A 24,708-nucleotide genomic window follows, 5' to 3' on the forward strand; every position below is an offset into this window, starting at 1 on the left:
ACGTCAAAATAACGCCTGAATTATAACCCTTTTTTGCGCTGCGTCTCAGACCGAAGGGTGATAAGCAAATAACGCCGGTGCACCGCCTGTATGCACAAACAACAACGGGCCTTCACGGCGAAAACGATTCTGGTTAATCCCATCAATAAGACCGGCCATCGCTTTACCGGTATAAACGGGATCAAGAAAAATGCCTTCAAGACGGGCCAGCATTTTCACCGCCGCCATGCCCTCTTCATTCGGCTCGCCATAGCGCGGAGAAAAATACTCATCCCACAGCGTTATGGGTGCCTGCGCCTGCACGGCTAACTGCGCCGCCAGCGCCTGACGCAGTTCTTCAACCTTAGGCAATTGCTCACTGACTTTACGCGACACGGTTACGCCAACCAACTCGGTCTCTGGCAGGAGCTGCTCCAGTCCTATGGCCAGGCCCGCATGGGTCCCGGCGCTGCCTGACGCCACGACCACCGCCGCGAAATCCACTACGCCTTCACTTTGGTGCGCAATCTCCTGGGCACATTCCACGTAACCTAGCGCACCCAGTGCATTTGAGCCGCCCACAGGTAGCACGTAAGGCCGAAAACCCTGCGCCTCCAGACGTTCCGCCTGTTCCGCCAGCTGCGCAGCGGGATGGGTCAGGGCATCCACCATCACCACGTCAACATCCATCAGGTCCAGCATCAGGCGATTACCATTGGTCAGGTAGTTTTCACTCTGAGTCGCAATCGGATTTTCCAGTAACGCTACGCATTTCAGGCCCAGTTTCGCGGCGACCGCCGCCGTCTGCCGCACATGGTTTGACTGAATGGCACCCGCAGTCAGCAACACATCTGCGCCTTCACGCAGGGCATCTGCGGCCAGAAACTCCAGCTTACGCAGCTTGTTGCCGCCCATCGCCAGCGGCGTCACGTCATCACGTTTGATAAAGATGTCGCGGCCAAGATGGTCCGATAATCGCGGCAGGTATTCTAACGGCGTCGGTGCGCCCAGAAGTTCGATACGGGGAAACTGATGAATAAGATGTAAAGACAATGCGGCCTCCAGTTGGGCACAGAGCAGTGATCTTTACAGTGTTACAGAAGATGCAGAAAGGATCATCCTGAATTCAAACTCAGGTGATGAACGGAGAAGCGGTCGGGCAAGTATCCACCGGCTGTTACACAACTTCCCCATTTTCCCCCTGTGGACAGGGGAAAATGGGGTGGGAGACAGAATGTCAGAGGAAAACCTGCCTGACACTTTTACCCGATCCCTTAACGTTGCTGCCAGCCCAAAAACTGGTCGTACTTACGAAGCGCAATACGATAATTGTTATTACCTGCATCGGGTAAGTCTTCTTCCAGGCATTGATGCCAGCTATTGCCTGTGAGTTTTTCAGCCGGAAAATTTCTGGCCTTCAACATATCGTCAAGCCGACGTAAGCGAACCACATATTCACGAATGGTGCTTGGGCTCATTTCAGTCTGTTCAAACAGATATTGTTTGAAGGCCATGATGTCAAAATAATTAGGATGCGTATTACAAAAAATATCGCTGCAAAAACGACAAAGTGCCGTTAATTCTGGCTGCAGTTTTAGCCAAAGCGGCTCATCAATCATTTGGTCCATCCGTGCGATGGCCTCTTTATTGATGATCTGGCCACGAAAGACCAGCGCCATACGGTCTAATACTTTGCCACAGTGTGAACAATTGTTTTGGCTGTGTTTGTAGTCTTTAAGATAACGACTTAAAGGTCTGGCTTTGGTTTTGGCTCCCACTGTTGAGTCCCCGATTTCTTATTATTTATAGATCGCCAGGAACTGAGCCTTCTAGCGCGCTCCCGTAAGTCGGGCACGCAAGCGTTTTATCGCCTGACTGTGCAGTTGGCTGACTCGGGATTCCCCCACGTCAAGTACCGCGCCAATCTCTTTCAGATTCAGTTCTTCCTGGTAGTACAGTGTCAGCACCATCTTCTCGCGCTCGGGCAACGCCTCGATCGCTTCAATGACGCGTTCACGCAGACTCCCTTCCATTAACTGATGAAGTGGATTGGCCTCTTCGTGCCCTTCCGTCACCAGTTCCGCACTGTCACCGTGTTCTTCTCGATACTCATCGTACGAAAAGAGCTGGCTGTTGTTGGTATCCAACAGAATCTGCCGGTACTCTTCTATCGAAACATTCAACTGTTGCGCGACTTCCTGTTCAGAAGCGGCCCGACCCAGCATCTGTTCGACCTGATGCATAGCCCCGGCTACCTCACGAGCATTTCGTCTGACGCTACGCGGCGCCCAGTCCCGGCTGCGAAGCTCATCAAGCATGGCCCCACGAATGCGCTGTACTGCATACGTGGTAAAGGCGGTACCCTGAAGCGCGTCATAGCGCTCCACCGCATTCAACAGACCAATGCCCCCGGCTTGAAGCAGGTCGTCAAGTTCAACACTGGCTGGCAGGCGGACCTGTAAGCGCAGTGCTTCATGACGTACCAGTGGGACGTAGCGCTGCCAGAGCGAATGTTTGTCCATCACGCCATCGGCGGTATAGAGATCGTTCACGTTGACTACCCTGCGTTAATGAAGTTATCGGCATGATTATGCAATTCTGTAGGGCTTTTGATTGGCTGAATAGGCGGGATAAACCAAGGTTATTTCAAATTTGTGATGTTTCAGAGCGGAAGGTTCCGCTCTGTACAGACAGACTAACGTAATGACAGTAAACGCTGGCGGGTTGCGGATGGCACGTTTTCCCACAGTGCACAAACCTGCCCTTCCATCTCCTGATAAAACGGACCAATGCTTTCACGCGTTTTTTCATCCGCATGAAAACGCACCTGCCCGGAATCACCATCAATGCTTATCATTTTGTTGACAAAAAGCCGCTGTAAATCGCTACGCAGGAACAACCCGTTATCCACACTGTTGTCTGCCAGAAAACCTTCATCGTTTTCTCGTGTGTCGATATGGCAGGCCTCAACCCACGGCCACAGATGCGGGTCGAGAAGGCTGGTTCCGGTAATAATACAGGCACCGTAGCGCGCTTTTACCGCCGCCATAAATTCTGACTGGCTGGCTTTCTGCAACACTTTGGCTTTGACACGCCGCCCCACTTCAGTACCAGGCATAACTGCAGCCGGAATCTTGTGTTCGGGCGTACTCAGTACCACAATAAACTGGATGCGACGAGACTGCGGGAAACAGGGGTTAGACTGCACGTTGAACAGCTGCCACCAGGCATCTTCTTCATCTTCACGCATCAAAACCAGTTTATAACCCCGGCTGTTGATCAGGTTTTGCGCCTGCGCAGAATGGGGATCGACCATGGCATAGACATAGCTTTTCCCTATCACCTTCCAGCGATTATCCTCATCCTCTTTTCCACGGCGAAAATAGTGAAAAGGCTGCTGCTGTTTAAGGTAGTACTCAAAACGGCGCAAATAGTTTTTCCGTTCATTGTCGTTAGCAATGAACAACAGGTCTTCCAGAGGACTGTTACTCTCTTCCTGAGCAAAGACAGCACGAATTTTTAACGTCCGATAGCTGGTTGAAGGACTCAGCAGCGCACGCGCCGTCAGTTCTTTCTCATCAGGGTATTGCTGTGCATAACGCCGGGCGATCTCTTCAAAAGAAAGGCGTTCGCCCGGAAGCAGGTCATAGTTAAAGCGCATAACCACCCCAGAACATGAAAAGTTATATCAAAATGAGAGTCATTCTGAAGGGGATTATCGGCATAGTTGTAATGAACTGTAACGCTGCGATGACTTTTTTATTATTTCCCCGTCCGGATTAAAATCCTGCCGTTTAAGTACGTCACATTTGCCTTATTACACGAGAAAACAGGTATTTTCGTCGCGGATGACCGGGTGTCTTTTCCGCTTGTGCGCTGTGTCTGTTGCTTATCCTTTACTTTACCTGCTTTTTTATCGGTTATTCTTGCCATTAGTTTCACTTGCAAGCTCGTATTCTTTCATCATCACTCTGCAAGCGTAGACCGGTTCTAGAGGAAGTGAATAGCGGGGACGTCATACACGCCCATCGTAAATGGGTTGATTGCAGAACGGGTGACAATTTCCAGAGAGTTAAGGGGCATGGCCTGAGATCAGGGCTTCCAGGAAACCTTGCTGAAACAATTACCTAAAGGACCACACCTGCCAAATGAGGAATAACCGCAAAGTGACTTTTCTATCGCCAGTACTGCTGTTGATACTGTGTGCAAATGATCAGCAAGGAACATTACCGCAGGAGTCGCTCTGATGCGCGTTTTACTAACAGGTGCTTATGGTCAACTGGGCCGCTGCATACTGGATCGCTTTCCCACAGACTGGATTACCCTGGCGTGTGGTTCGGCAGAGCTGGATATTACCGACCGTTCAGCAGTCATGCGTATTGTTAAAAAATTCAAGCCTGATGTCATCATGAATACGGCTGCGTACACGGCAGTCGACAAGGCAGAAACTGACCGTACACGCGCACTCAAAGTTAATGCCATCGGCCCAGAGAATCTGGCTCAGGCGGCCAAACTGGTCAGTGCTCGTCTGATTCATATTTCTACTGACTACGTTTTTGATGGCATTAAAAAAACCGCTTACACCGAAAGCGATCAACCCTGCCCGATTAATTTTTATGGTCTGAGCAAGTGGGAAGGTGAAAAACGCGTAATAGATATCTTACCTGAAGCCATAATCATCCGTACCTCTTGGGTTTTTAGTGAATATGGAAGTAACTTTGTCGACACGATGCTCCATTTAGCGGAAACGCGTCATGAGATAAAGGTGGTGAATGATCAGTACGGTTGCCCTACCTACGCAGGCGATCTGGCCCAGGCAATGATTCTTCTTGCTGTACAGCCTGAAGCGCGGGGGATTTATCATTACTGTGGTGATGAGCCCGTAAGTTGGTGTGAGTTTGCACAAGCGCTTTTTATCGCAGTAAAAAAAGATATTTCAGTATTCGGCATTCGCAGCACCGATTATCCAACCGCTGCGGTTCGACCGTTAAATTCACAATTATGTTGTGATAAAATCAAAAAAATGAATATAAAAACCTCAGACTGGCAAAGTTATCTGCTAACTATTTATAAAAACTATAAAATAGCCTCTTAGCCGAGGTTGTCATAATGGGGTAATGTTTACACGACAAAGATGTACCAGCCAGTTATAAAGCAATCTAACTGGCTGATACATAAGAATTTCATATCAAGGCTATCGCCTCATTATTGAAGTATAGTGTAATCAAAATCTCCCTCTTGCCTGCCTGCTAGCAAATGTAACCCATTTGCCTCTGTTCATTTCTCAGCTTATTTTTTCAATCTAAAACGTTATCTTTTTTGAATATGGTTATTTGAGCAATGCGAGTGTAATGATGCAGGATAGAGAAAAGTGCTTACTACATCAGAAAGCATTAAGCATCACGACTAAGCACGAGAAAAGCGTAATAACAGTAAGCAAAACCACAAATAAAATCGTATTATTTCCCTAAAAACGATAAAAATCCATAAATAAAAAACCCGTGCGTCTTTGCATGGCAATCTTATCGGAGATAGAGATCACTCTGAGGAGGTGCGTACATTACTCACTCCGAACGGAACGCGATAAGAGGTGATCTTTTAAAAATCTTCATCGATGATTATCCTTACAAAATACTTTTTACCATTCTCATCACGAAAAAACGCATTTTTAAAGTCACCATGCGTTGTCGCACGCAATATTTTCAAATGTTCATCAAGCGTAGCGACAGAGTTCAAATCTAATTCACACAGCGCGTTATAGTCCTTAATTCCGTTGTAATTCCCTTCTGCCTGTGGTTTCTTTGTCGTATATGAACCGGAGATGATAGTAAAAATATTTTTACTTATGAGATACTTTTCTGTTGCGATGACGTTTCTGTAAACTGTCAAAGAAGTATCTGAAACTTTCACTTTAACTACCTGCTGATCGATAATTTCGCCATGGTCAACTTCGGCGTCCATTAAATGAATTGTCGCGCCCACAGGCAAGCCATTGATAATTGAAAAAGCCTGGGGATACCATCCACGATTAAAAGGATTGAGACCGGGATGAAAGTTAATACAGCATAGGTTATCAGTAAGGGCGGCAGGGAAAATTTGTTTACAATGCAAACTGAAAACCAAATCATACTCCTGAATGATCCTTTCAACTGTGGACTCATCTTTGACATTAATCCGGGTCGCTCCAATAGCCATCATTAGTTGCGGATTCGTGTTAAATGACGTGTAGCAAAAGTCCGCGTTGAATGGTAGCTCAAAGGGCTGTTTTTCAAGTTCCTCTTTAAGATAAAGCGACAGCTCCTGGTTATCGGACACCACCAGTAAACGCTGAGCCTGCGTACTCAGTCGTACACCTGTTGCCTCTGTATAAACTTGAGTCATCGTCTTAATCCTTTATAAATACGAAATAACCGAAACGGGTTGTAAAGTGTACGAGGAGAATGTGTTTATCTTATATCGACAGTTTACACTGATTCTTACTGGGGTTTGGGACTCCACGAAGATAGTGTTTAAAGGATTAAGAGGGCTTACCCGCGGCAAGCCCTCTTTTTACCTTTACTGCATGTCAAAACGTATTAATCAGGCAACCACATATTCATCCAGTGGCGGAGAGGCTCTCCAGTAAGCATCCAGTCTTTGTGGATGGCATTTCGCAATGCCTCGCCCGAACGTCGTGAGGCTTCCGGATCATCAAGATGCATCTCGATTGCCTCCACCCAGTCTTTATAACGGTTTTTGACGCGCGTGACAGGTAAGTCATAATGATAACACTCCACATCACTGCAAATGACGGGGTATCCGCATGCGCCGTATTCCAGTAGTCTTAGATTGCTTTTACAGCGGTTAAACAAATTATCCTCAACCGGTGCCAGTGCTAAATCGAGATTCAGTGAAGCCAGTTTTTCAGGGTATTTCTTTATCTCTACACCGCTGTAGTATTCATGAATATACGGACGAAGTTTTGGCGGGCACATTCCAAAAAAGACCCATTCAACCCGATCTGCAAAGGCACGAACAACATCCGCAATCATTTCCAGATCGCCCCTATGGCTCGACCCGCCTGCCCAACCAACCCGAGGTTTCTTACCCTGGTTTCGTAAGCTGGTAAGATGTGCCCACGTTTCAACAGGCAAGCGATTTTCAGCTACGCGGATGTCATGATGGTTACCGTCGAATGCATTAGCCAGAGCGGGCGTGGAGACAACAAAACGATCAGCCAGGCTCAATGCTTTGCGAAGCGATTTCAAGATATCTTTCGGCATATTGGCGCGATGAATACTTTTCATTGGCAGATTAGGTAAGTAATCATCCAGTTCAAAGATTTTAAAGGTATTTTTTAATACCCCCAGCCGACGCTGCCATTCCAGTGATTCCGGAGTAATTTGTCTTTGTAAGACGATGCTGTCAGGAGCATACCGGGCAAGTTCAGCCGTGTGATGCATGTAATCCGAAAGACGCCCTTGTACCAGCCCTTCCGCCTTCATTGCTTTTAATGGTTGAATAATTCGGTACTGGCCGCAACCGGTGAAGTCCGCCATCATGGCAATAATAGTCGGCAACGGTTTCCATGACAGTGGTTTCCAGGTCATGTCTAAAGCCTGTTCCAGCTCAAAACCAGTGCCGTTGAGTGACAAGTTAGCGTTATAAGAAGGATCGTTAGCAATTAGCGGCAGCCATTTTTTATAAAAGCTGTCCTGCTCGTCTGTAAATCGTTTGATCTTCTTCTCTTGAGTAGACTTATCCACTTTTTTCTGGCTGACACTCCCTTCGTGCATCACGACGGCGTGCGGTGTCCATACGGTCAGATAGCCTTGTTCACGAACCTTAAGGCAGAGGTCGACATCGTTGTAGGAAACTTTAAAATTCTCTTCGTCCAGTCCGCCAACCGATTCATAAACGGATTTACGGATCATGAGGCAGGCCGCTGTAACCGCAGTGTAGTTTTGATCGACCATCAGGCGGCGCATGTAGCCTTTTGCATCTGCCGGCTCACCAATAAAGGGATGTTCTGCAGGTCCTCTCAGACCTAACAAAACGCCCGCGTGCTGTACTGTATTGTTAGGGAAAAGAAGTTTGGCACCCACCACACCCACTTCGGGCCGCTGTGCATGATTGAGAAGCTCATCAAGCCAGGCACCATCAATAATGGCGGTATCGTTATTTAACAGTACCATGTACTCACCCCGCGCTTCGCGCGAGGCCAGATTATTCATAGCAGAATAGTTAAACGGATAAGGGAAACGCAGAACTTTTATGCGCGCAGGGTCAACAGTTTCTAATCCCGATAACCACTGTTTCGCTTCCGCTGTTTCACTATTGTTATCGACGATGAGGAGCTCATAATTTTTATAAGCCGTTTTTTCCAGCAATGATGTCACACACGTTATCAGTACGGGTAACTGGTCTTTAGTCGGAATAATAATTGACACAAGAGGCTTTTCTGCGTGCTCATATCGAAGATTATACAATCCCGGCCAGGTATTTTTGACCCAACCATTCGAATAACCCCGTTGACGTAGATGTGTGCTCAGGATATCCAGGTACTCTGGATTGGTATTAAGTGAAAAAGTATGAGAAATCACCAGTGGTTCAGGCAGATGCCCAATACTGTTTGTACCATATTGTTCGATAAGTTTAACGATGCCTGCAAACTCCCATGCATTCACATAGCGCGTATCGAAAAAGCCTGAGTTAACGATACACTCACGGCTAAAGAGCCAATGGCGCGCCATTTCAGCAGGATGACTTAACAGTAAATCCAGATTAAAATCAGGACGGAAAGAGGTTCCCGTAATCTCGCCAGCTTGCTGATACATTTCATCCGCATAGACAGCGCTGCAGCCCGCCGCAGAAGGTAATGACAGCGCAAGTTGCAGCAAGCCACTTTCTGTAAGCACACTTCCCGCATTAATGATCAGAATCCATTGTTCCTGACGTTGCTCGATAAGTGAATTGATTGCTTCCGCATCATTTCTTCCAGATATGGTTTCAGCATTGCAGGATAATTGTCCGTTATGGTTTACAATAACGGGTACCAACGTCAGGCCTGAAATATGTTTTTTATTAATATCATTTACGGACTGTTCAATAAATAACGGTTCGGCACCACTCGATAAGATATAAACCGCAATCTGTGTGCTAAACATCTGGCTGCTGATGTAATCATCGATCTTTGCTGAATCACGATCGGTGACTGTACGTAATGCCAGCCACTCTTTTAAGCTCTTGTTCGCGCGGTTACCGTCCGACAAGTGTAATGCACTGCTCATCGCAGCAAGAAGATTACAATTGATATAATTTTGGGGATGACTAAGCGCCGTAACCCGCACAGACTGATTCTCATTAGGATCGCCTTTGTACAATCCTAACTGCTCAATCATTAACGGAAACTGTTGATAAGTATCAGAGACAATATCCGCCTGAGATGAAGCCTGATGGCTGACCTGACTTTCAGATACCCTAAATTGCGAAAGCGGCTCACTGATAAAAGCCAAATTACCTTTAACTAAAAGGTTAACATAAATGCAGAGGTCATAAAGATAGGGCAGGACCTGGCCGTTCAGGTAAACCGGATTATGATTTAATTCCGTTAAGGCTTCGCGGCGGCATAGTACGCAGGAAGGCTCACCAATAAAATTAATGATGTAATCACAAAGGAATGAAATAACATCCCGCCCTTCTAAAATAACATCGCCACGGAAAGGATAAGCAGTTGCCATGATATCAGCCAGCACATAACCAGACTCGTCAATACGCTGCCGACGTGAGGAAGCAAGAATGATATCAGGTGAAGCATTGAGTGCTTTGACTAAGCGGCTTACACAATCAGAGCGCAGAATATCGTCGTCATATAAAAATTTAACGTATTCGCCCTGGGCAAAGGATAAGCACCGCTCTATGTTACCCAGTTCCAGTAGCCGTGTTTCGTTTTTATAATAGTGAACTGGATGCGGGCTCCCCTGACTCACTCGCTCAACGACACGAGCGAGCTCATCGCTGCTACTGTCATCACAGATGATAATTTCAATTTCAGGGTAATCCTGCTGCATAGCACTTTTTAGTGCATCCTCGATATAATCACTTTTATATGCAGGGATCAGGATAGACACCAGATTACTTTTTGACATACTAAGCCTCAATGACGATGTGGGAACATCGCAAAATTGTTATTTACGCTGCTCTGACGTGACCGGCTGTCAGGATGACGTGAATAATCTCATTCTGACTCTCTTCACTTAAGGTCGGATAGATGGGTAAGCAAAGAACTTGCTTAGACAGTAAGGACGCCTCAGGGAGATTATCAGGAGATGAAGACGAATAGCCTTTATACATTGGGAATTCTGAAATCAATGGATAAAAATAGCGGCGTACATAAATATTTTTTTCTTTAAAGAGCATATACATCGCATCGCGAGAAAGTGGGAACAGGCTTTCATCGATAAAAATTGCACAGTAGGCATAATTCCAGTCCACACCGGCTGGGACAAAACTAAAAGAAATGCCCTTAAGATGGCTCAACGCCGCAACATATCTCTCAAAAATTTTTCTGCGACAATCCAGCGCGTAGTCAATATGTTTTAATTGCAATAAGCCAAATGCAGCCTGAATCTCGTTCATTTTTCCATTAATGCCCGGGGCAACAACGGTGGTTTCATCTGCAAAGCCAAAGTTTTTCAAATAATCGATGCGACGCTTGATTTTTTCATTTGGGCAAATGATCGCGCCGCCTTCAAAGGTATTAAATACTTTGGTCGCGTGGAAACTTAATACTGACAGATCGCCATGATTCAGTATGCTTTCGCCGTCCTGCTTCACCGAAAAAGCATGGGCTGCGTCGTAAATCACTTTAAGGCCATACCGATCGGCAATTTCCTGAATAGCGTCCATATTACAGGGAATGCCATAGCAATGGACCGGCAATATGGCGGTTGTCTGAGGCGTGATCGCCGCCTCGATTTTAGCCGGATCGAGATTGCACGTTACCGGATCGATATCGACGAAGACAGGTTTTATGTCATTCCAGAGTAAAGAGTGAGAGGTGGCAACAAAGGAAAAAGGCGTCGTGATGACTTCACCAGAGATACGCAAGGCCTGCAATGCGGTCACCAGTGCCAGCGTACCATTTGCGAACAGGCAAAGATGTTTTACATCCAGATACTCAGCCAATGCCTGTTCAAGCTGTTGATGAAAAGGGCCGCCATTAGTCAATTGCTTGCTCTGCCAGATCTCTTCAAGATAAGGCATAAACTCTTCCAGAGGCGGAAGCAACGGACTGGTCACCATTATATTGTTATTCATACCCTCTCCTGCTGACCATATGTCATCAAAATAAACCAGATTGATTTATTCTACTCAGGTCAAGGGAGAGTCAATCGGCGCAAAAACACTATAAAAGCGCAGTATTCTTGCTTATCAATAGCAACAGAACAGATAAAAAAAACCCTGCCAAAAGGCAGGGTTCGAATGCGTTGTAAAGAGGATTAACGCAGCAGAGAAAGCATAGTCTGTGGCACCTGGTTGGCCTGGGCCAGCACCGAAGAACCTGCCTGCTGCAGGATCTGCGCGCGGGACATGTTAGACACTTCGGTCGCGTAGTCGGCATCCTGAATACGGCTGCGGGCTGCGGTCAGGTTGGTCACGGTGTTGTTCAGGTTGCTGATGGTGGACTCGAAACGGTTCTGAGATGCACCCAGCAGGCTGCGCTGGTTGTCAACAGATTTGATTGCCGCATCGATATCAGTCAGTGGGCTGCCATCTGTAGCGCCACCAGAAGTAACGGTACCTTTCAGTACGTCAAAGCCTTCAGCGACGGTTGAACGTGCGTTACCGTTGATTGTCTGACCCGAAGTCTGACCTGATGCACTTGCAGTATTGAACAGGTTGAAGCCGTTACTTGAACTGATAGTGATACCGATAGTTTCGCCATCTTTCGCGCCAACCTGGAAGTTATAGGTCGTGCTGCCAGAACCGGTGTTCAGGACTTTAATGCCGTTGAAATCGGTCTGCTGAGTAACACGGTTGATCTCTTCCATACGCTGGTTAACTTCAGACTGAATGGAGTCGATGTCAGACGCTGAGTTAGAGCTGTTCTGCGCCTGTACGGTCAGGTCACGTACACGCTGCAGGTTGTTGTTGACTTCGGTCAGTGCGCCTTCAGCGGTCTGTGACAGAGAGATACCGTCGTTGGCGTTACGTGCCGCAACGGTCAGACCGTTGATGTTAGAGCTGAAGCGGTTAGCAATTGCCTGACCCGCTGCGTCATCTTTGGCGCTGTTGATACGCAGGCCAGAAGACAGGCGCTCAATAGCAGTACCTAACGAAGACTGAGATTTTGTCAGGTTATTCTGGGTAACCAGTGACAGGGTATTGGTATTAATAACTGCCATGATAAGTATCCTTCATAAAGAGATTTAGGTTTGGTTTTTGGCCTGCGGCTTAATTGCCTTCAATAATGTTATCGCCCGCTATGCGCAAAACTTTAAGCCTTACTGGTATTTTTTATCTTAATAAAGGAAAAACAGGTTTGCGAAAAATTAATTGACCGAGTTTTAAAATCGTCCTTACTGGCTGTCAGCACCACCTCCCTGAAGACTCATAACCTTATGTTTTTTAAGTTATCATTAAAAATATACATGGCCAAATCACAGTATCTGACCAGTATGTAGATCTCTAACACTACCGCATTTCTGTTGAAGAGAAAGATGCTAAGCCATTGAATTAGTGTAAAACCATAATAGTGTAATAGTATTAGTAATGTAACGGACGCAATAATACTTTATCGCGCAATTGAAACCCTCACCGCCCTATTCCGTATACGTATCACCTTTTTTATGCATGTTATAATCACGGCAGGTTAATAAATGCGGTTTTGCCAGTTAATTAAAACAAGCTATCTTTACGAAATTATAAAAAGAATCAACGATAGTAACGCACAGGATGACAGTAGCAGACTATCCGCTGAAAAATCTTTGCCGCGGTAACATATCCACGGATGGGAATATGAGATAACTGCGTGAGGTTTCAGGCGCCAGAAGACGGAGCTAACGTTTTGCAGCTTCCTACGCGCAGGACGCTATCTAAAAGCCACTTAGCATAGCCAGTAAGGGTGAAAGCCTTAAAACAGTACTGCTTCACTTCAGCTAATATCAGGCCGTCGTAAAACTGTGATTGGCCTGGTATATGCTTGTATAAAATAAAAAAACGCCCTCATTACTGAGGGCGTTTTTATTAATGCGTGCTTTGCGGCAATTAACGCAGCAGAGACAGCATAGTCTGAGGCACCTGGTTGGCCTGCGCCAGCACCGAAGAACCTGCCTGCTGCAGGATCTGCGAGCGAGACATGTTAGATACTTCGGTCGCGTAGTCCGCATCCTGAATACGGCTACGGGCCGCGGTCAGGTTAGTCACGGTGTTGTTCAGGTTGCTGATGGTGGACTCAAAACGGTTCTGAGACGCACCCAGCAGGCTGCGCTGGTTATCAACCGCTTTAATCGCTTTATCGATGTCAGCCAGCGGCGTAGTACCCGTTGCAGTACCACCGCTACCACCCGTTACAGCACCTTTCAGCACGTCGAAGCCGACTGCTGAAGTGGTACGCGCGTTACCGTTAACGATATCTGTGCCTGAAGCCATAGCACGGGTGTTCTGAACACTACCCGACTGACCCGCTGCGGCCAGGTCAAAACCGTCGCTTGAGCTGATCGCGATGCCGATGGTTTCGCCGTCTTTCGCGCCAACCTGGAAGTTATAGGTGGTGCTGCCTGAGCCGGTGTTCAGGACTTTAATGCCGTTGAAATCGGTCTGCTTGGTGACGCGGTCGATTTCCTGCATACGCTGGTTAACTTCAGCCTGAATCGAGTCGATGTCAGACGCTGAGTTAGAGCTGTTCTGCGCCTGTACGGTCAGATCACGTACACGCTGCAGGTTGTTGTTGACTTCTGACAGGGCGCCTTCAGCAGTCTGCGACAGAGAGATACCGTCGTTGGCGTTACGTGCCGCAACAGTCAGGCCGTTGATGTTAGAGCTGAAGCGGTTGGCGATAGCCTGACCCGCTGCATCATCTTTGGCGCTGTTGATACGCAGGCCGGAAGACAGGCGCTCAATCGCAGTGCCCAGGGATGACTGAGATTTGCTCAGGTTGTTCTGAGTAACCAGAGACAGGGTATTGGTATTAATGACTGCCATGATGAATATCCTTTAATAAGAAATACTGGGTCAGGTATTTGGCCTGCGGCTTTATCGCCTTCAATATTGTTATCGTCCGGGCTAAGCAAAACTTTATGCAAGAGGCATATTTTTTATATCGTCTAACGGAAAACAGGTTCATCCAGGTCTTCAGTCATACCTGAAAAACATCAGCAGAGCTCGAAAGGCCGCAACGCCGTTTCACTTTCGCCGCTGAATTTCCGATAGCGTAAAAACCGTGGTTAGGATGGAAAGCCAAACGAAAGAAGCGTGGTCGAGGATAATATTGACAGGCCATAAATGAAAAACGCCTTCATCACTGAAGGCGTTTTTATTAATGCATGCTTTGCGGCAATTAACGCAGCAGAGACAGCATCGTCTGAGGCACCTGGTTGGCCTGCGCCAGCACCGAAGAACCTGCCTGCTGCAGGATCTGCGCGCGGGACATGTTAGATACTTCGGTCGCATAGTCGGCATCCTGAATACGGCTGCGGGCTGCGGTCAGGTTGGTTACGGTGTTGTTCAGGTTGCTGATGGTGGACTCAAAACGGTTCTGAGACGCACCCAGCAGGCTGCGCTGGTTATCAACCGCTTTAATCGCTTTATCGATGTCAGCCAGCGGCGTAGTACCGGATGCGGCACCAGTAGCACCACCGGTGACAGCACCTTTCAGTACGTCGAAACCGATTGCTGAGGTAGTACGCGCGTTGCCGTTAACGGTATCGCCAGTGCCCATAGCACGTGTGTTCTGAGTGGTACCGGTAGAGGCGTTACCTGCTGCTGCCAGGTCAAAGCTGTCACTTGAGCTGATCGCAATACCGATAGTCTCGCCGTCTTTTGAACCAACCTGGAAGTTATAAGTTGTGCTCGCAGCACCGGTGTTCAGGACTTTAATGCCGTTGAAATCGGTCTGCTTGGTGACGCGGTCGATTTCCTGCATACGCTGGTTAACTTCAGCCTGAATCGAGTCGATATCAGACGCTGAGTTAGAGCTGTTCTGCGCCTGAACGGTCAGGTCACGTACACGCTGCAGGTTGTTGTTCACTTCTGACAGGGCGCCTTCAGCGGTCTGTGACAGAGAGATACCGTCGTTGGCGTTACGTGCCGCAACGGTCAGACCGTTGATGTTAGAGGTGAAGCGGTTAGCAATGGCTTCGCCAGCGGCATCGTCTTTAGCGCTGTTGATACGCAGGCCGGAAGACAGGCGCTCAATCGCAGTTCCCAGGGATGACTGAGATTTGCTCAGGTTGTTCTGAGTAACCAGAGACAGGGTGTTAGTGTTAATCACTGCCATGATGTTTTTCCTTTAAAAAATTGAGCCAGATTAAGGCGTCTGAATTCGGTTTGCTCACCGATAACCTGATTATCGTCAGCACCTACTCAACCTTTAGAAAAAAAACACAGTAATTTTGAGATGGGCAAACCCAAGAAGACAATTAAAGAAGCACTGCTTATCCAGCCATCGATTTTCTAAAGAACAGGCTAATCTTTTACCACTCGCTGCCGATACTCATTCTACTTAGCGTAAACCTCGTAAAGGATAAACTATGGCAAGTGTAAGTTCACTCGGTGCTGGTACGAATCTCGACCTCAATACTCTGTACACGAGTCTGGAAACAGCTGAACAGACTAAACTGACGCCAATTACTCAACAGCAGTCGTCTTATAACGCTCAGCTTACCGCCTGGGGCGTGGTAAAAACCGGTCTTGCGAAAGTGCAAACCGCTGCTGCGGCCTTACAGAATGCGTCCGCTATCGCGGCAACCAAAGTGACCAGTACCAATACGGCATTTACCGCCACGCTTGCCAGTAAAGCCTCTGCCGGTAACTACTCGATTGAAGTAAGTCAGTTGGCCTCTTCTCAGTCACTGCTGTCTAAATCAGCAACCAGTAAAGATACCGATCTGGGTGACCAGAGCATGGCATCCCGCACCATTACTATCTCTCAGTCTGGTCAGAAAACGCCGCTTAGCGTGACGTTGACGAAAGACCAGACCAGCCTGTCTGATATCCGCGATGCGATCAACAAACAACAAGGTAGCGTTAACGCGAGTATTATTAAAGCTGATGACAATACCTATTATCTGTCCCTGACCGCACGTGATAGTGGAACGGCGAATGCGATGACGGTCAGTACCAATGACAGTACCCTGTCTCAGTACATTAACTACAGCCAGGGCGGTAGCAGCAATGCCATGACCGAACAGGTTGCCGCGAAGGATGCTCAGTTAAAGATTAACGGTGTGTCCATCACCCGTAGCAGCAATACCATTACTGATGCTCCTGAAGGCGTGACGCTTAATCTCAGTAAAACAACTGCGACGGGATCACCTGAAACCCTCACTGTTGCCACCGATAATCAACCGATGACGGCAGCGATACAGGCTTATGTCGATGCTTATAATTCGCTTCAGACTACCATTGGTAATCAGACGAAATATACTGCTGTCAAAGCTGGCACAGCTCAGGACTCCGGTAATGGTGATTTATTAGGTGATAACACGTTGCGCAATATTCAGACCAGTTTGCGTAGCCAACTTTCATCGCCTCAGTCCAGCGGAAACCTCACAACACTGGCTCAGCTCGGTATTACGCAGGATGTGAATGGCAAACTGACCGTCGACAGCACTAAATTGAGTAATGCGTTAACGAATCAGCCTTCCGATGTGTTGAGCTTCTTGACAGGCGACGGTAAAACGACAGGTTTTGCAACGCAGGCTAACAACACTCTGACGCAGATGCTCTCAAGTAGTGGTCAGGTACAAAATGCCACTAACGGGATTAATACCTCCCTGAAGCAGCTTTCAGACCGTTACACTGAAGTGAATGATCAGATCACCGCTACGATGGCAAGGTACAAAACTCAGTTTACCAATCTGAGCACCCTGGTTTCTTCCATGACGCAGACGGGTAACTATCTGACCCAGCAGTTCGCCAAATTATAACAGGAGTGGTAAGCATGTACGCTAAGTCCGGTATTCAGGCCTATGCGCAAGTCGGTGTGGAAAGCGCGGTATTAAGCGCCAGCCCACACCAACTGGTCGTGATGCTATTTGATGGTGCCCTAAGCGCCATGAAAAAAGCCGCTATTTTAATTGAACAAGGCGATATCCCGGGTAAAGGAAACGCCTTATCAAAAGCCATTAATATCATTACCAATGGTTTGCGCGCAGGTCTGAATCATGAGGTGGGCGGTGAAATTTCTGCCAACCTCGATAACCTGTATGAGTATATGACTCGCCGTCTGTTACAGGCTAATCTCAATAATGATGTTGAGGCGATTACCGAAGTCGAAGGTTTACTGAATAACATCGCGGATGCCTGGAAACAGATTGGACCTAACTATCAGCCACAGCAGGATACGTTTTAATGAGTAATCCACTCGAGCTGCTAAAAGGGTATCAGCAATTGCTCACGCTCAGTAATGCTATGCTGGAGCACGCCAGACAAGGGCAATGGGATGAGTTGTTGAGTTGCGAATCAACTTATATTAGCAGCGTCGAGCGTGTAGCGCGTGATAACGATGCCGACATTCTTTCCGCACTACAGCGGGCACAAATTCGCCCGGTACTTGAGCAAATTCTGCGTAACGAAACCACGCTGAAAACCTTGTTGGGCGAGCGGATGCATGAATTGCGCTCGCTGGTGACGACCTCAACGCAACAACAAAATGTCATGACCTCTTACGGCAATATGGCGGGCAATATTCTTTACCCAAAAAGCCAATAAAAAGCCGACTTTCGCGGGTGGAAACTATATTTTTAGTTCACCCGCGTAATTTCTTCACTCTTATCCCATACTTCCAGTTCTCTCTCCTTTGACTGGAAGCACGTCATGCAGAACCCAACCTTATTGCAGTTTTTCCACTGGTACTATCCCGATGGCAGCAAGCTGTGGCCGGAAGTAGCCGATAAAGCTGCCCTGCTTAACGACATGGGCATCAACATGGTATGGCTCCCTCCTTGTTATAAAGGCGAATCAGGTGGCTATTCGGTGGGTTATGACAGCTATGATCTGTTTGATTTAGGCGAGTTCGATCAAAAAGGCAGTCAAGCCACGAAATATGGTGATAAACAGCAATTGCTGGATGCGGTTAACGCGTTACGCAGTCACGATATTGGTGTGTTACTTGATGTCGTGCTTAACCATAAAATGGGGGCAGATGAGAAAGAACAGATTCGGGTCAATCGTGTTAATCCCGATAATCGTGATGAAATCTATCCAGAAGTCGTGGAGTGCGAAGCCTGGACACGCTTTAATTTTCCGGTACGAGCAGGACAATACTCAAAATTTGTCTGGGACTACAAGTGTTTCAGCGGCGTAGATCATATCGAAAACCCGGATGAAAACGGCGTATTTAAAATCATCAATGATTACACCGCAGAAGGCTGGAACGATCAGGTAGATAATGAGTTAGGTAATTTCGATTACCTGATGGGTGCCAATATCGATTTTCGCAATAATGCCGTCAGAGAAGAACTTAAATACTGGGCGCGCTGGGTTATGGAGCAGGTGCCCTGCACCGGATTCCGGCTGGATGCGGTGAAGCATATTCCGGCGTGGTTTTATAAAGAGTGGATCGATCATATTCAGGACGTCGCCAGCGATCCATTGTTTATCGTGGCGGAATACTGGTCTTTTGAAACCGATAAACTGCAGGAATATATTCACCAGGTTGACGGCAAAACCATGCTGTTTGATGCTCCCTTACATATGAATTTCCATGAGGCATCTAAAGCCGGCAGCGCCTATGACATGAGCAAAATCTTTGATAATTCGCTGGTTCTGGCCGATCCCTGGCATGCCGTGACTATCGTTGCTAACCACGATACGCAACCCTTACAGTCTCTTGAAGCCCCAGTCGAGTCCTGGTTTAAACCGCTCGCTTACGCGCTCATTCTGTTACGGGAGCAAGGGGTGCCAACCGTCTTTTATCCCGACCTGTTCGGTGCCAGCTATCAGGATGAAGGCGGTGACGGCGAAGTCCATCAGGTTGATATGCCGGTTATTCCTGAGCTGGAAAATCTTATTCGTGCCCGTCAGCTATTCGGCTGGGGAGCACAGACCGATTATTTTGATCATCCAAACTGTGTGGCATTTAGCCGCAGTGGCACGGCTGAAAACCCTGGCTGCGTCGTCATCATGTCCAATGGTGACGCGGGAGAAAAACATATTTCGATGGGTGAAGGCTATGCAGGGAAAGTCTGGCGTGATTATCTGGGACACAAGTCAGAAACCCTTACCGCTGATGACAACGGCAGTGCGTTGTTTAGCTGTAACGGTGGCAGCGTGAGCGTGTGGGTAGTTAGCGAGTAGCTCTGTTTTCGACGGTCTTCCTGACCGTCGAATTTTACTGAATAGTTACTAAGCCCAAATTTAGATAGCAAAACATGACATGTTTACAGGCTAGATATGACTAATCTATGGCAAATTTAGGGCAGGATAATAGTCAGTCAGCGTGGCTGTTCATTGTGATAATTTGCAGAAAGGTAATAAAATGCTTGAGCTTGCAGACTTAAAGGTTTTTTTTGAAGAACCCGAAATCAAGAATCTGATCGACCATACCTGGGACAGAGTTGGCGAATCGCTCGCTCAGGCACAATCACAGTTGCCTGCCGAATTAGCAATGCCACGTAAGGAACTCTCCTTTCATACCCAGGTAAAATGTCTCGGGTACCTTTGCTGGTTGTTGCAACATAATAATGTGGAAGGCGATATTATTGAAATTGGCGTCTGGAAAGGAAAATCCACGTCTTTTATGAACGAGATTTGCCAGCACAAGCGCAGAATAATTAGCATTGACCCGATGGAATTGACAAATCAGGAAAATGAGCTGCGTTTTTATCATCAACGTCTTTTCCCGGAGGTCACGTTGGTTCGTGGCTATTCTGAGGTCAGTATTGAACGAGTGCGGGCATTAAATCCAAGAACGGTACTGCTTCATATTGATGGAGGTCATGAAGGCCGCCATGTTTTACTCGATTTCCTGCTTTATTCTCCCACCGTGATTAAAGGCGGGTTTGTTGTATTTGACGACTACCGCGATCATCAGTATTCACCGCAGGTCGGGCCGGCGGTTGATCTGCTGCGGGCTGGCGGCTATTTTAATGATTTTGATGTCATTGGCAGTCTGCCAGGATTTGAAAATAGCTATCTATTGCAAAAGCGCTAATCACGCTATTGATACGTCTCATTAAAAACGGCCCACAGGGCCGTTTTTACCATCATTTCGCCAGATGAGGACGCATGCTCTCAGGCTCGATATTCTGGATAACCGCAACGCCGGGCTGCTTTGCCACTTCAGCAATAGCGTTTTGACAATCAAGAGTCGGTCGCTCGACCTTACGCATTGTGAGGCCGTCGTATTCCAGCTCCCCATTATCTACATCCAGAGTCATCACCCGCATCTGACGCGTAACGTTGACGTAATCCCCGTTCAGCAGTGTCAGTTTACCTGGTTTCGCAATTACCCGCTGCCACTGGCGACAATCCAGCGTACTGCCATCGGCATGGATAATGAGGCTGGCCATTGCCTTGTCACTGATCAGATCGCTTTGTGGCCCTACCGTCTGCCAGTTACCTTGTAAATTTGCCGGAGCAGGCGTTTGCACCGCACTCTCATAACTATTGATTTGCGCGCAACCACTCAGCGCCAGTGTGGCAATCAGCATCCAGTTTTTCATCTTTGATCCCTACAATCCGGTTGGTGGCGGCTACGTTATAATTTTTACGGTAAGGTGCGCAAGCTATCTGAATACGGTCCTCGAGATAAAGCGGCATTTTCCTGGGTATCAGGCGCTGGCGAACGGGGTTTATCCACGCAATCTGCATAACGGACCCCGTCTTGCCCTGCCCCGGCTATGCCTGACAAGCCTGATGTAACAGGCTACACTGTGCCGCTGCAATAGATATCAGGAAACCTGCAATGAAAACTCCAGAAGCGTATTACGCTCAGGCGCGAACCCTGTTCTTCACTGCCCATGCTGACTTCCAGGCGGCATTAGACGAGCTGACGGAAAGCGATGCACGCGCCGCCAACATGTCGTTGCGAGAATTACGCGAATGGCATGCTGAGCGCATCTACGCCGCTTTTTTGCGTCAAAAGAATCTCGATGGCATTATTTTCTCAATCCAGCTCGCGGAACCAGATAAAGCCGTTGCCGCCGAGGCGATAGAGGCGTACCTCAGATCGCATGCGGAATCACTGGGAATGAGCTGGGAAGAGTTCTGTATTAAGAATGAACTGTAGTGACTCAGCCCTTTGCAGGCGAGAGGGCAAGACGCGTGATGCGGACGACAGAGTAACAAAGTGAGCACGCGCTTGCCGATCATCATGTTGACCGGCTTCGCTGGCGACAGACCACAGACTTATCGCCAGCGAAGCCGTTACTCTTCCTCTGCCATTTTACCTCTTACTTCAACATATTTGGCGACGGCCAGCAGCCGGTTGATGTGAGTCAGTAGCAAATCGATGTCCGACTGCATGAACTCAGAGGATGAACGTGAAGCCGTTACTATCGCATCCTGAACCGTTTCTGAAATGGTTAACGCGTTGTCTTGTTTCGCCTGGACTAATAAAGCTGCAACCAACAACGACTGCGCTTCGATCTGCGCAGTCAGTTCCTTTGCGTCGACATCCATTTTTGCTAGTTTGAGCAGAATATCTATAACCAATTGTCGCATTGCACTTCTCCTGGTGAGTGAGCGCACATATTGTTGTGAACGCCATCAGAGTAAACCAGATGAAAGTGCTTTTCTACGCAGCTCAGAAAAAACGAATTAACCCGAACATCAGCTTGATACTGTTTTTATTTACAGTAAAATGGCAAAGCGATTTTGCCCTTAAGGGATTGTTAACATGTTTGTAGAGTTAATTTACGATAAACGTAATGTTGCGGGCTTACCAGGCGCGCGTGAAATGATCTTAGAAGAGTTAGAAAAACGCGTACATCGTGTTTTTCCTGATATCGAGGTTAAGGTCAAACCCATGGAACGTAATGCGATTGAAACCGATCTCAGCAAAAACGAGAAGGCGACGATAGCGCGTCTGGTGGAAGAGATGTTTGATGAGGCAGAGTTTTGGTTGGTGGCTGATTAATCCCTTAATCGCCACCACATCAGTTAGCGGGAGATAACTTAACTCTCCTGCTCACTGTGGTTAATTTCAATTTCGATATCCTGAATCGCCTTCTCCAGATCTTCCAGCAACGTACCCTGCTTGTTGAGCAGCGCATCAATGCGGGCTGCATTGCCCTCATCTTTGTATTCACCGGCATCAAAAGCTAACCAATGGGCGGAAAGTGTCTCGGTATTGGTCTGTGCATAGTGACGCATTTCTTTCAGCTGTGATGCCACGTCACGCAGGTAATCTGTTTTGCTTTTGGTTTCGATTGAATCAGTCATGCTGTCTTTCCTTTTGGTGATTTATCCAATGAAAATATCGCCTGGAGATTTAAATATAGGACAATATAGCGATATTGCATTAGGAATAATCGGAAGTGGCTGCAGAGCCTGGTGAGCGAAGACTGAGTAAGCTGGTCAAACGCTTAGCCTCAGCGTTTAAGCGTAGTCGCAACAGCGCAACAATGCTGGCTAATGCACAGCAGCATTCATCCGTGTCACGGCGGTTTCTCACGAAATTGTTTTGCTGGTCTACACTAAACAGAGTGAAGAAAGGAGCAAACAATGCATAAACATCAGAGTAACGAACAACGTAAACATGAAGGTGATGTCAGCAAAGGATTACCCGAAGCTGCGCCGAATGCGGGTAATGCGTACGAGGAAGATGATCATCCTGCTACCGATGCGCCGAAAGATCATGGCGAAGTCCCAAGAAAAAATGATGACAGCCAGGATGATAAAAAAGATCCGTTTAAGGCTTCCTGATTTTCCTGATCTTAAGCATGCCCCAATTCTGAGGGCATGCTCTGCTTAAGAATAAAGAATGCTGTATATAATTACAGAATTCAAGTCGTAGATGATGATCGAGCCTCTTAGATAGTGAGCCGGAATGATGGCAAAATCTTGCTAATAGCAACGACAGATGACAGAATCATCCGCAAAGTTTAAGGGATGGTTTGCGGGTAAATTTTCTCTCCGAATCACTCTTCTCAGGATAGGTGAACGCAGGGATGAATTAAACTGAAAATACATAGCGCGCAAGTTACACGATAAATTTAGCAACAGTAAAATCGAGAATGATTTAAGATTCTAAATTAGGTATTTTATATAATGAATGATATTTTAAAGTTCTACAAGTGGCCTATATTGATAGCTTCCTTGTCACTGGTTATATTTTCCATCATCGTTTATATTGCCCCTATGGCTGGTGAAGACTATGGACTGACTAAATTCTTCCAAAATGAAACAATATTACAGCGCTTAGCTTACGCAATCGAAAAGTCACATCATCAGATAACGTGGTGGAATGCAAGGCTTGGTGAGCAGTTAGCGATATTTGAACTAAGCATGCCTAGATGGATTTCGATTCCTTTTTATATCCTTTCTTTCCCTGTATTCTGCCTGTGCATTGGATTTATTTCCGGAGCTAAAAAAAAGCAGGATATAATTGTTATATCTACGATTTGTGCTGGAACTATGTTTTTAATCTGGCCTGGAATGGAGGTATTTTTCTGGAAGACCGCAAATTCAGGTTATTTGCAGCCAATGATTCTGACAATGCTTGTCATGTCCGCTTATTCAGATAGGATTTTTATTGAAAAAATATATAACAAAAAATTTGTATATTTAATTTTCATAGCTGGTTGCTTCCTGTCTGGTTTGAGTTTTGAAAATGTTCCAGTGGCTGTAATAGTTTCGATGCTTTCTCTTTGTCTTTGGGAACGAAGGAGAGGAATGCATTACTTTATGCCTATTATTTCAATAGCGGCGGGCTGGGTGACACTGATAACAGCAAAGTCAACAGGAATAAGAAGGGATTATTATGCCAGGGCTATCCCATCTAATGATGATTTTCTATCTCATTATTACAATAGGTTCTTAGATGTTGTTAACTGTTTTTTTGACACTTCAAGCATTATTTTTTCGGTTTCGGCAATATCTCTTGTTTACCTTGTCATAAACGGTGCCGTACGAAAATATCATTATTGTCTTATTTTTTGTTCAATATTGGTTGTCGGTTCAATGGTCGCATCTCCTTATTCTGAACCGCGAGGGTTTCTTCTGGCTTGGTGTGTAATGTTTTCTTTTTCTTGTTATGCATTGTACCACTTCACCTGCAATAGCGGTCGCTCAAGCATTTTGATTTTACTCATGTCTATATCATTTGCATTTGGAATTTATACGTATAAAATTTATTCTTCTTATTCACATCTACTCATCAGCAGGGAACGTGGAATTATAAATGCCTTAGGAAGCGAAAAATGCAAAGATGGATATGAAATAGGGATAATAAACGATGATCATGGATATAGATACATTAATAACAGGGATGAGTGGTATTTTTATAACATGATAGAAAAAAAAGACTACTATGGATGTATGATTACAAACGTAAAATAAGTATGATTTTATAATTTTAAATAT

Annotated in this window: 23 protein-coding genes; 10 read left to right on the plus strand and 13 right to left on the minus strand. The window is 46.7% G+C overall.

From position 1 onward, the window contains the following. Window positions 1-45 precede the first annotated feature (45 nt). The 4 genes from NR177_RS03310 to NR177_RS03325 form a co-directional block, all read right to left on the minus strand. Window positions 46-1,032: a D-cysteine desulfhydrase gene (locus NR177_RS03310; protein WP_063879955.1), complete on the minus strand. Its 987-nt coding sequence runs from the start codon at window positions 1,030-1,032 to the stop codon at window positions 46-48. A gap of 221 nt (window positions 1,033-1,253) precedes the next feature. Next, window positions 1,254-1,757 (minus strand): flagella biosynthesis regulatory protein FliZ, encoded by a 504-nt coding sequence (gene fliZ, locus NR177_RS03315; protein WP_063879956.1) that lies wholly within the window; start codon window positions 1,755-1,757, stop codon window positions 1,254-1,256. Window positions 1,758-1,808: 51 nt separating this feature from the next. Next, the gene (locus NR177_RS03320; protein WP_063879957.1) at window positions 1,809-2,531 is read right to left on the minus strand and encodes an RNA polymerase sigma factor FliA; all 723 of its coding nucleotides are present in this window, start codon (window positions 2,529-2,531) and stop codon (window positions 1,809-1,811) included. 143 nt (window positions 2,532-2,674) lie between these two features. Next, complete coding sequence (locus tag NR177_RS03325) at window positions 2,675-3,640, minus strand: HNH endonuclease signature motif containing protein (RefSeq protein ID WP_063879958.1); 966 nt, start codon at window positions 3,638-3,640, stop codon at window positions 2,675-2,677. A 585-nt stretch (window positions 3,641-4,225) separates the two neighbouring features. Between NR177_RS03325 and rfbD the strand changes: the two genes are divergently transcribed. Continuing rightward, window positions 4,226-5,074, plus strand: coding sequence for a dTDP-4-dehydrorhamnose reductase (gene rfbD, locus NR177_RS03330; RefSeq protein ID WP_096010996.1), 849 nt, complete (start codon window positions 4,226-4,228; stop codon window positions 5,072-5,074). 503 nt (window positions 5,075-5,577) lie between these two features. Here rfbD and NR177_RS03335 read toward each other — a convergent pair. The 6 genes from NR177_RS03335 to NR177_RS03360 all read right to left on the minus strand — a co-directional run bounded on the left by NR177_RS03335 (window position 5,578) and on the right by NR177_RS03360 (window position 15,457). Continuing rightward, window positions 5,578-6,360, minus strand: a complete 783-nt coding sequence (locus NR177_RS03335; protein WP_256852295.1) for a dTDP-4-amino-4,6-dideoxyglucose formyltransferase — start codon at window positions 6,358-6,360, stop codon at window positions 5,578-5,580. 194 nt (window positions 6,361-6,554) lie between these two features. After that, window positions 6,555-10,106 (minus strand): glycosyltransferase, encoded by a 3,552-nt coding sequence (locus NR177_RS03340; RefSeq protein ID WP_256852296.1) that lies wholly within the window; start codon window positions 10,104-10,106, stop codon window positions 6,555-6,557. Between the two features lie 43 nt (window positions 10,107-10,149). Continuing rightward, entirely contained in the window at window positions 10,150-11,277 is a 1,128-nt protein-coding gene (locus NR177_RS03345) for a DegT/DnrJ/EryC1/StrS aminotransferase family protein (RefSeq protein ID WP_096010993.1), read from the minus strand. Between the two features lie 182 nt (window positions 11,278-11,459). Beyond that, window positions 11,460-12,365: a flagellin gene (locus NR177_RS03350; RefSeq protein WP_096010992.1), complete on the minus strand. Its 906-nt coding sequence runs from the start codon at window positions 12,363-12,365 to the stop codon at window positions 11,460-11,462. Between the two features lie 862 nt (window positions 12,366-13,227). Beyond that, window positions 13,228-14,163, minus strand: a complete 936-nt coding sequence (locus NR177_RS03355; RefSeq protein WP_096010991.1) for a flagellin — start codon at window positions 14,161-14,163, stop codon at window positions 13,228-13,230. Between the two features lie 355 nt (window positions 14,164-14,518). Next, window positions 14,519-15,457, minus strand: a complete 939-nt coding sequence (locus tag NR177_RS03360) for a flagellin (protein ID WP_128604159.1) — start codon at window positions 15,455-15,457, stop codon at window positions 14,519-14,521. Window positions 15,458-15,710: 253 nt separating this feature from the next. Here NR177_RS03360 and fliD point away from each other — a divergent pair, with 253 nt between their 5' ends. From fliD to NR177_RS03385, 5 genes are all read left to right on the plus strand, one after another. Beyond that, window positions 15,711-17,108, plus strand: a complete 1,398-nt coding sequence (gene fliD / locus NR177_RS03365; protein ID WP_172897261.1) for a flagellar filament capping protein FliD — start codon at window positions 15,711-15,713, stop codon at window positions 17,106-17,108. A 14-nt stretch (window positions 17,109-17,122) separates the two neighbouring features. Beyond that, window positions 17,123-17,533 carry a flagellar export chaperone FliS gene (fliS, locus tag NR177_RS03370; RefSeq protein WP_096010454.1) on the plus strand — a complete coding sequence of 137 codons (411 nt, stop codon included), beginning with the start codon at window positions 17,123-17,125 and terminating at the stop codon, window positions 17,531-17,533. Then, window positions 17,533-17,892, plus strand: coding sequence for a flagellar protein FliT (gene fliT / locus NR177_RS03375; RefSeq protein WP_063879966.1), 360 nt, complete (start codon window positions 17,533-17,535; stop codon window positions 17,890-17,892). Before fliS ends, fliT begins: the two co-directional genes overlap by 1 nt. A 105-nt stretch (window positions 17,893-17,997) precedes the next feature. Next, window positions 17,998-19,479, plus strand: a complete 1,482-nt coding sequence (gene amyA / locus NR177_RS03380; RefSeq protein ID WP_256852297.1) for an alpha-amylase — start codon at window positions 17,998-18,000, stop codon at window positions 19,477-19,479. Between the two features lie 181 nt (window positions 19,480-19,660). Continuing rightward, complete coding sequence (locus NR177_RS03385) at window positions 19,661-20,335, plus strand: class I SAM-dependent methyltransferase (protein ID WP_256852298.1); 675 nt, start codon at window positions 19,661-19,663, stop codon at window positions 20,333-20,335. Between the two features lie 52 nt (window positions 20,336-20,387). Here the strand turns inward: NR177_RS03385 and yedD are convergent, their stop codons facing one another. After that, window positions 20,388-20,846, minus strand: a complete 459-nt coding sequence (gene yedD, locus NR177_RS03390; RefSeq protein WP_256852299.1) for a lipoprotein YedD — start codon at window positions 20,844-20,846, stop codon at window positions 20,388-20,390. 242 nt (window positions 20,847-21,088) lie between these two features. Between yedD and NR177_RS03395 the strand changes: the two genes are divergently transcribed. Continuing rightward, window positions 21,089-21,412: a DUF6388 family protein gene (locus NR177_RS03395; protein WP_063879969.1), complete on the plus strand. Its 324-nt coding sequence runs from the start codon at window positions 21,089-21,091 to the stop codon at window positions 21,410-21,412. A gap of 137 nt (window positions 21,413-21,549) precedes the next feature. Here the strand turns inward: NR177_RS03395 and iraP are convergent, their stop codons facing one another. Then, a complete protein-coding gene (iraP, locus tag NR177_RS03400; RefSeq protein WP_063879970.1) occupies window positions 21,550-21,846 on the minus strand; it encodes an anti-adapter protein IraP in 297 nt (98 codons plus the stop codon). A gap of 175 nt (window positions 21,847-22,021) precedes the next feature. Here iraP and NR177_RS03405 point away from each other — a divergent pair, with 175 nt between their 5' ends. Beyond that, window positions 22,022-22,261 (plus strand): DinI-like family protein, encoded by a 240-nt coding sequence (locus tag NR177_RS03405; RefSeq protein ID WP_063879971.1) that lies wholly within the window; start codon window positions 22,022-22,024, stop codon window positions 22,259-22,261. 38 nt (window positions 22,262-22,299) lie between these two features. Here the strand turns inward: NR177_RS03405 and NR177_RS03410 are convergent, their stop codons facing one another. Beyond that, window positions 22,300-22,566 carry a hypothetical protein gene (locus NR177_RS03410; RefSeq protein WP_063879972.1) on the minus strand — a complete coding sequence of 89 codons (267 nt, stop codon included), beginning with the start codon at window positions 22,564-22,566 and terminating at the stop codon, window positions 22,300-22,302. Window positions 22,567-22,848: 282 nt separating this feature from the next. Between NR177_RS03410 and NR177_RS03415 the strand changes: the two genes are divergently transcribed. Next, window positions 22,849-23,049, plus strand: coding sequence for a hypothetical protein (locus tag NR177_RS03415; RefSeq protein WP_063879973.1), 201 nt, complete (start codon window positions 22,849-22,851; stop codon window positions 23,047-23,049). A 345-nt stretch (window positions 23,050-23,394) separates the two neighbouring features. Further along, window positions 23,395-24,684, plus strand: a complete 1,290-nt coding sequence (locus tag NR177_RS03420) for a DUF6056 family protein (protein WP_256852300.1) — start codon at window positions 23,395-23,397, stop codon at window positions 24,682-24,684. Window positions 24,685-24,708 lie beyond the last annotated feature (24 nt).

It is taken from the genome of Pantoea sp. Fr+CA_20, from assembly GCF_024520835.1.
Lineage (GTDB): Bacteria > Pseudomonadota > Gammaproteobacteria > Enterobacterales > Enterobacteriaceae > Pantoea > Pantoea allii.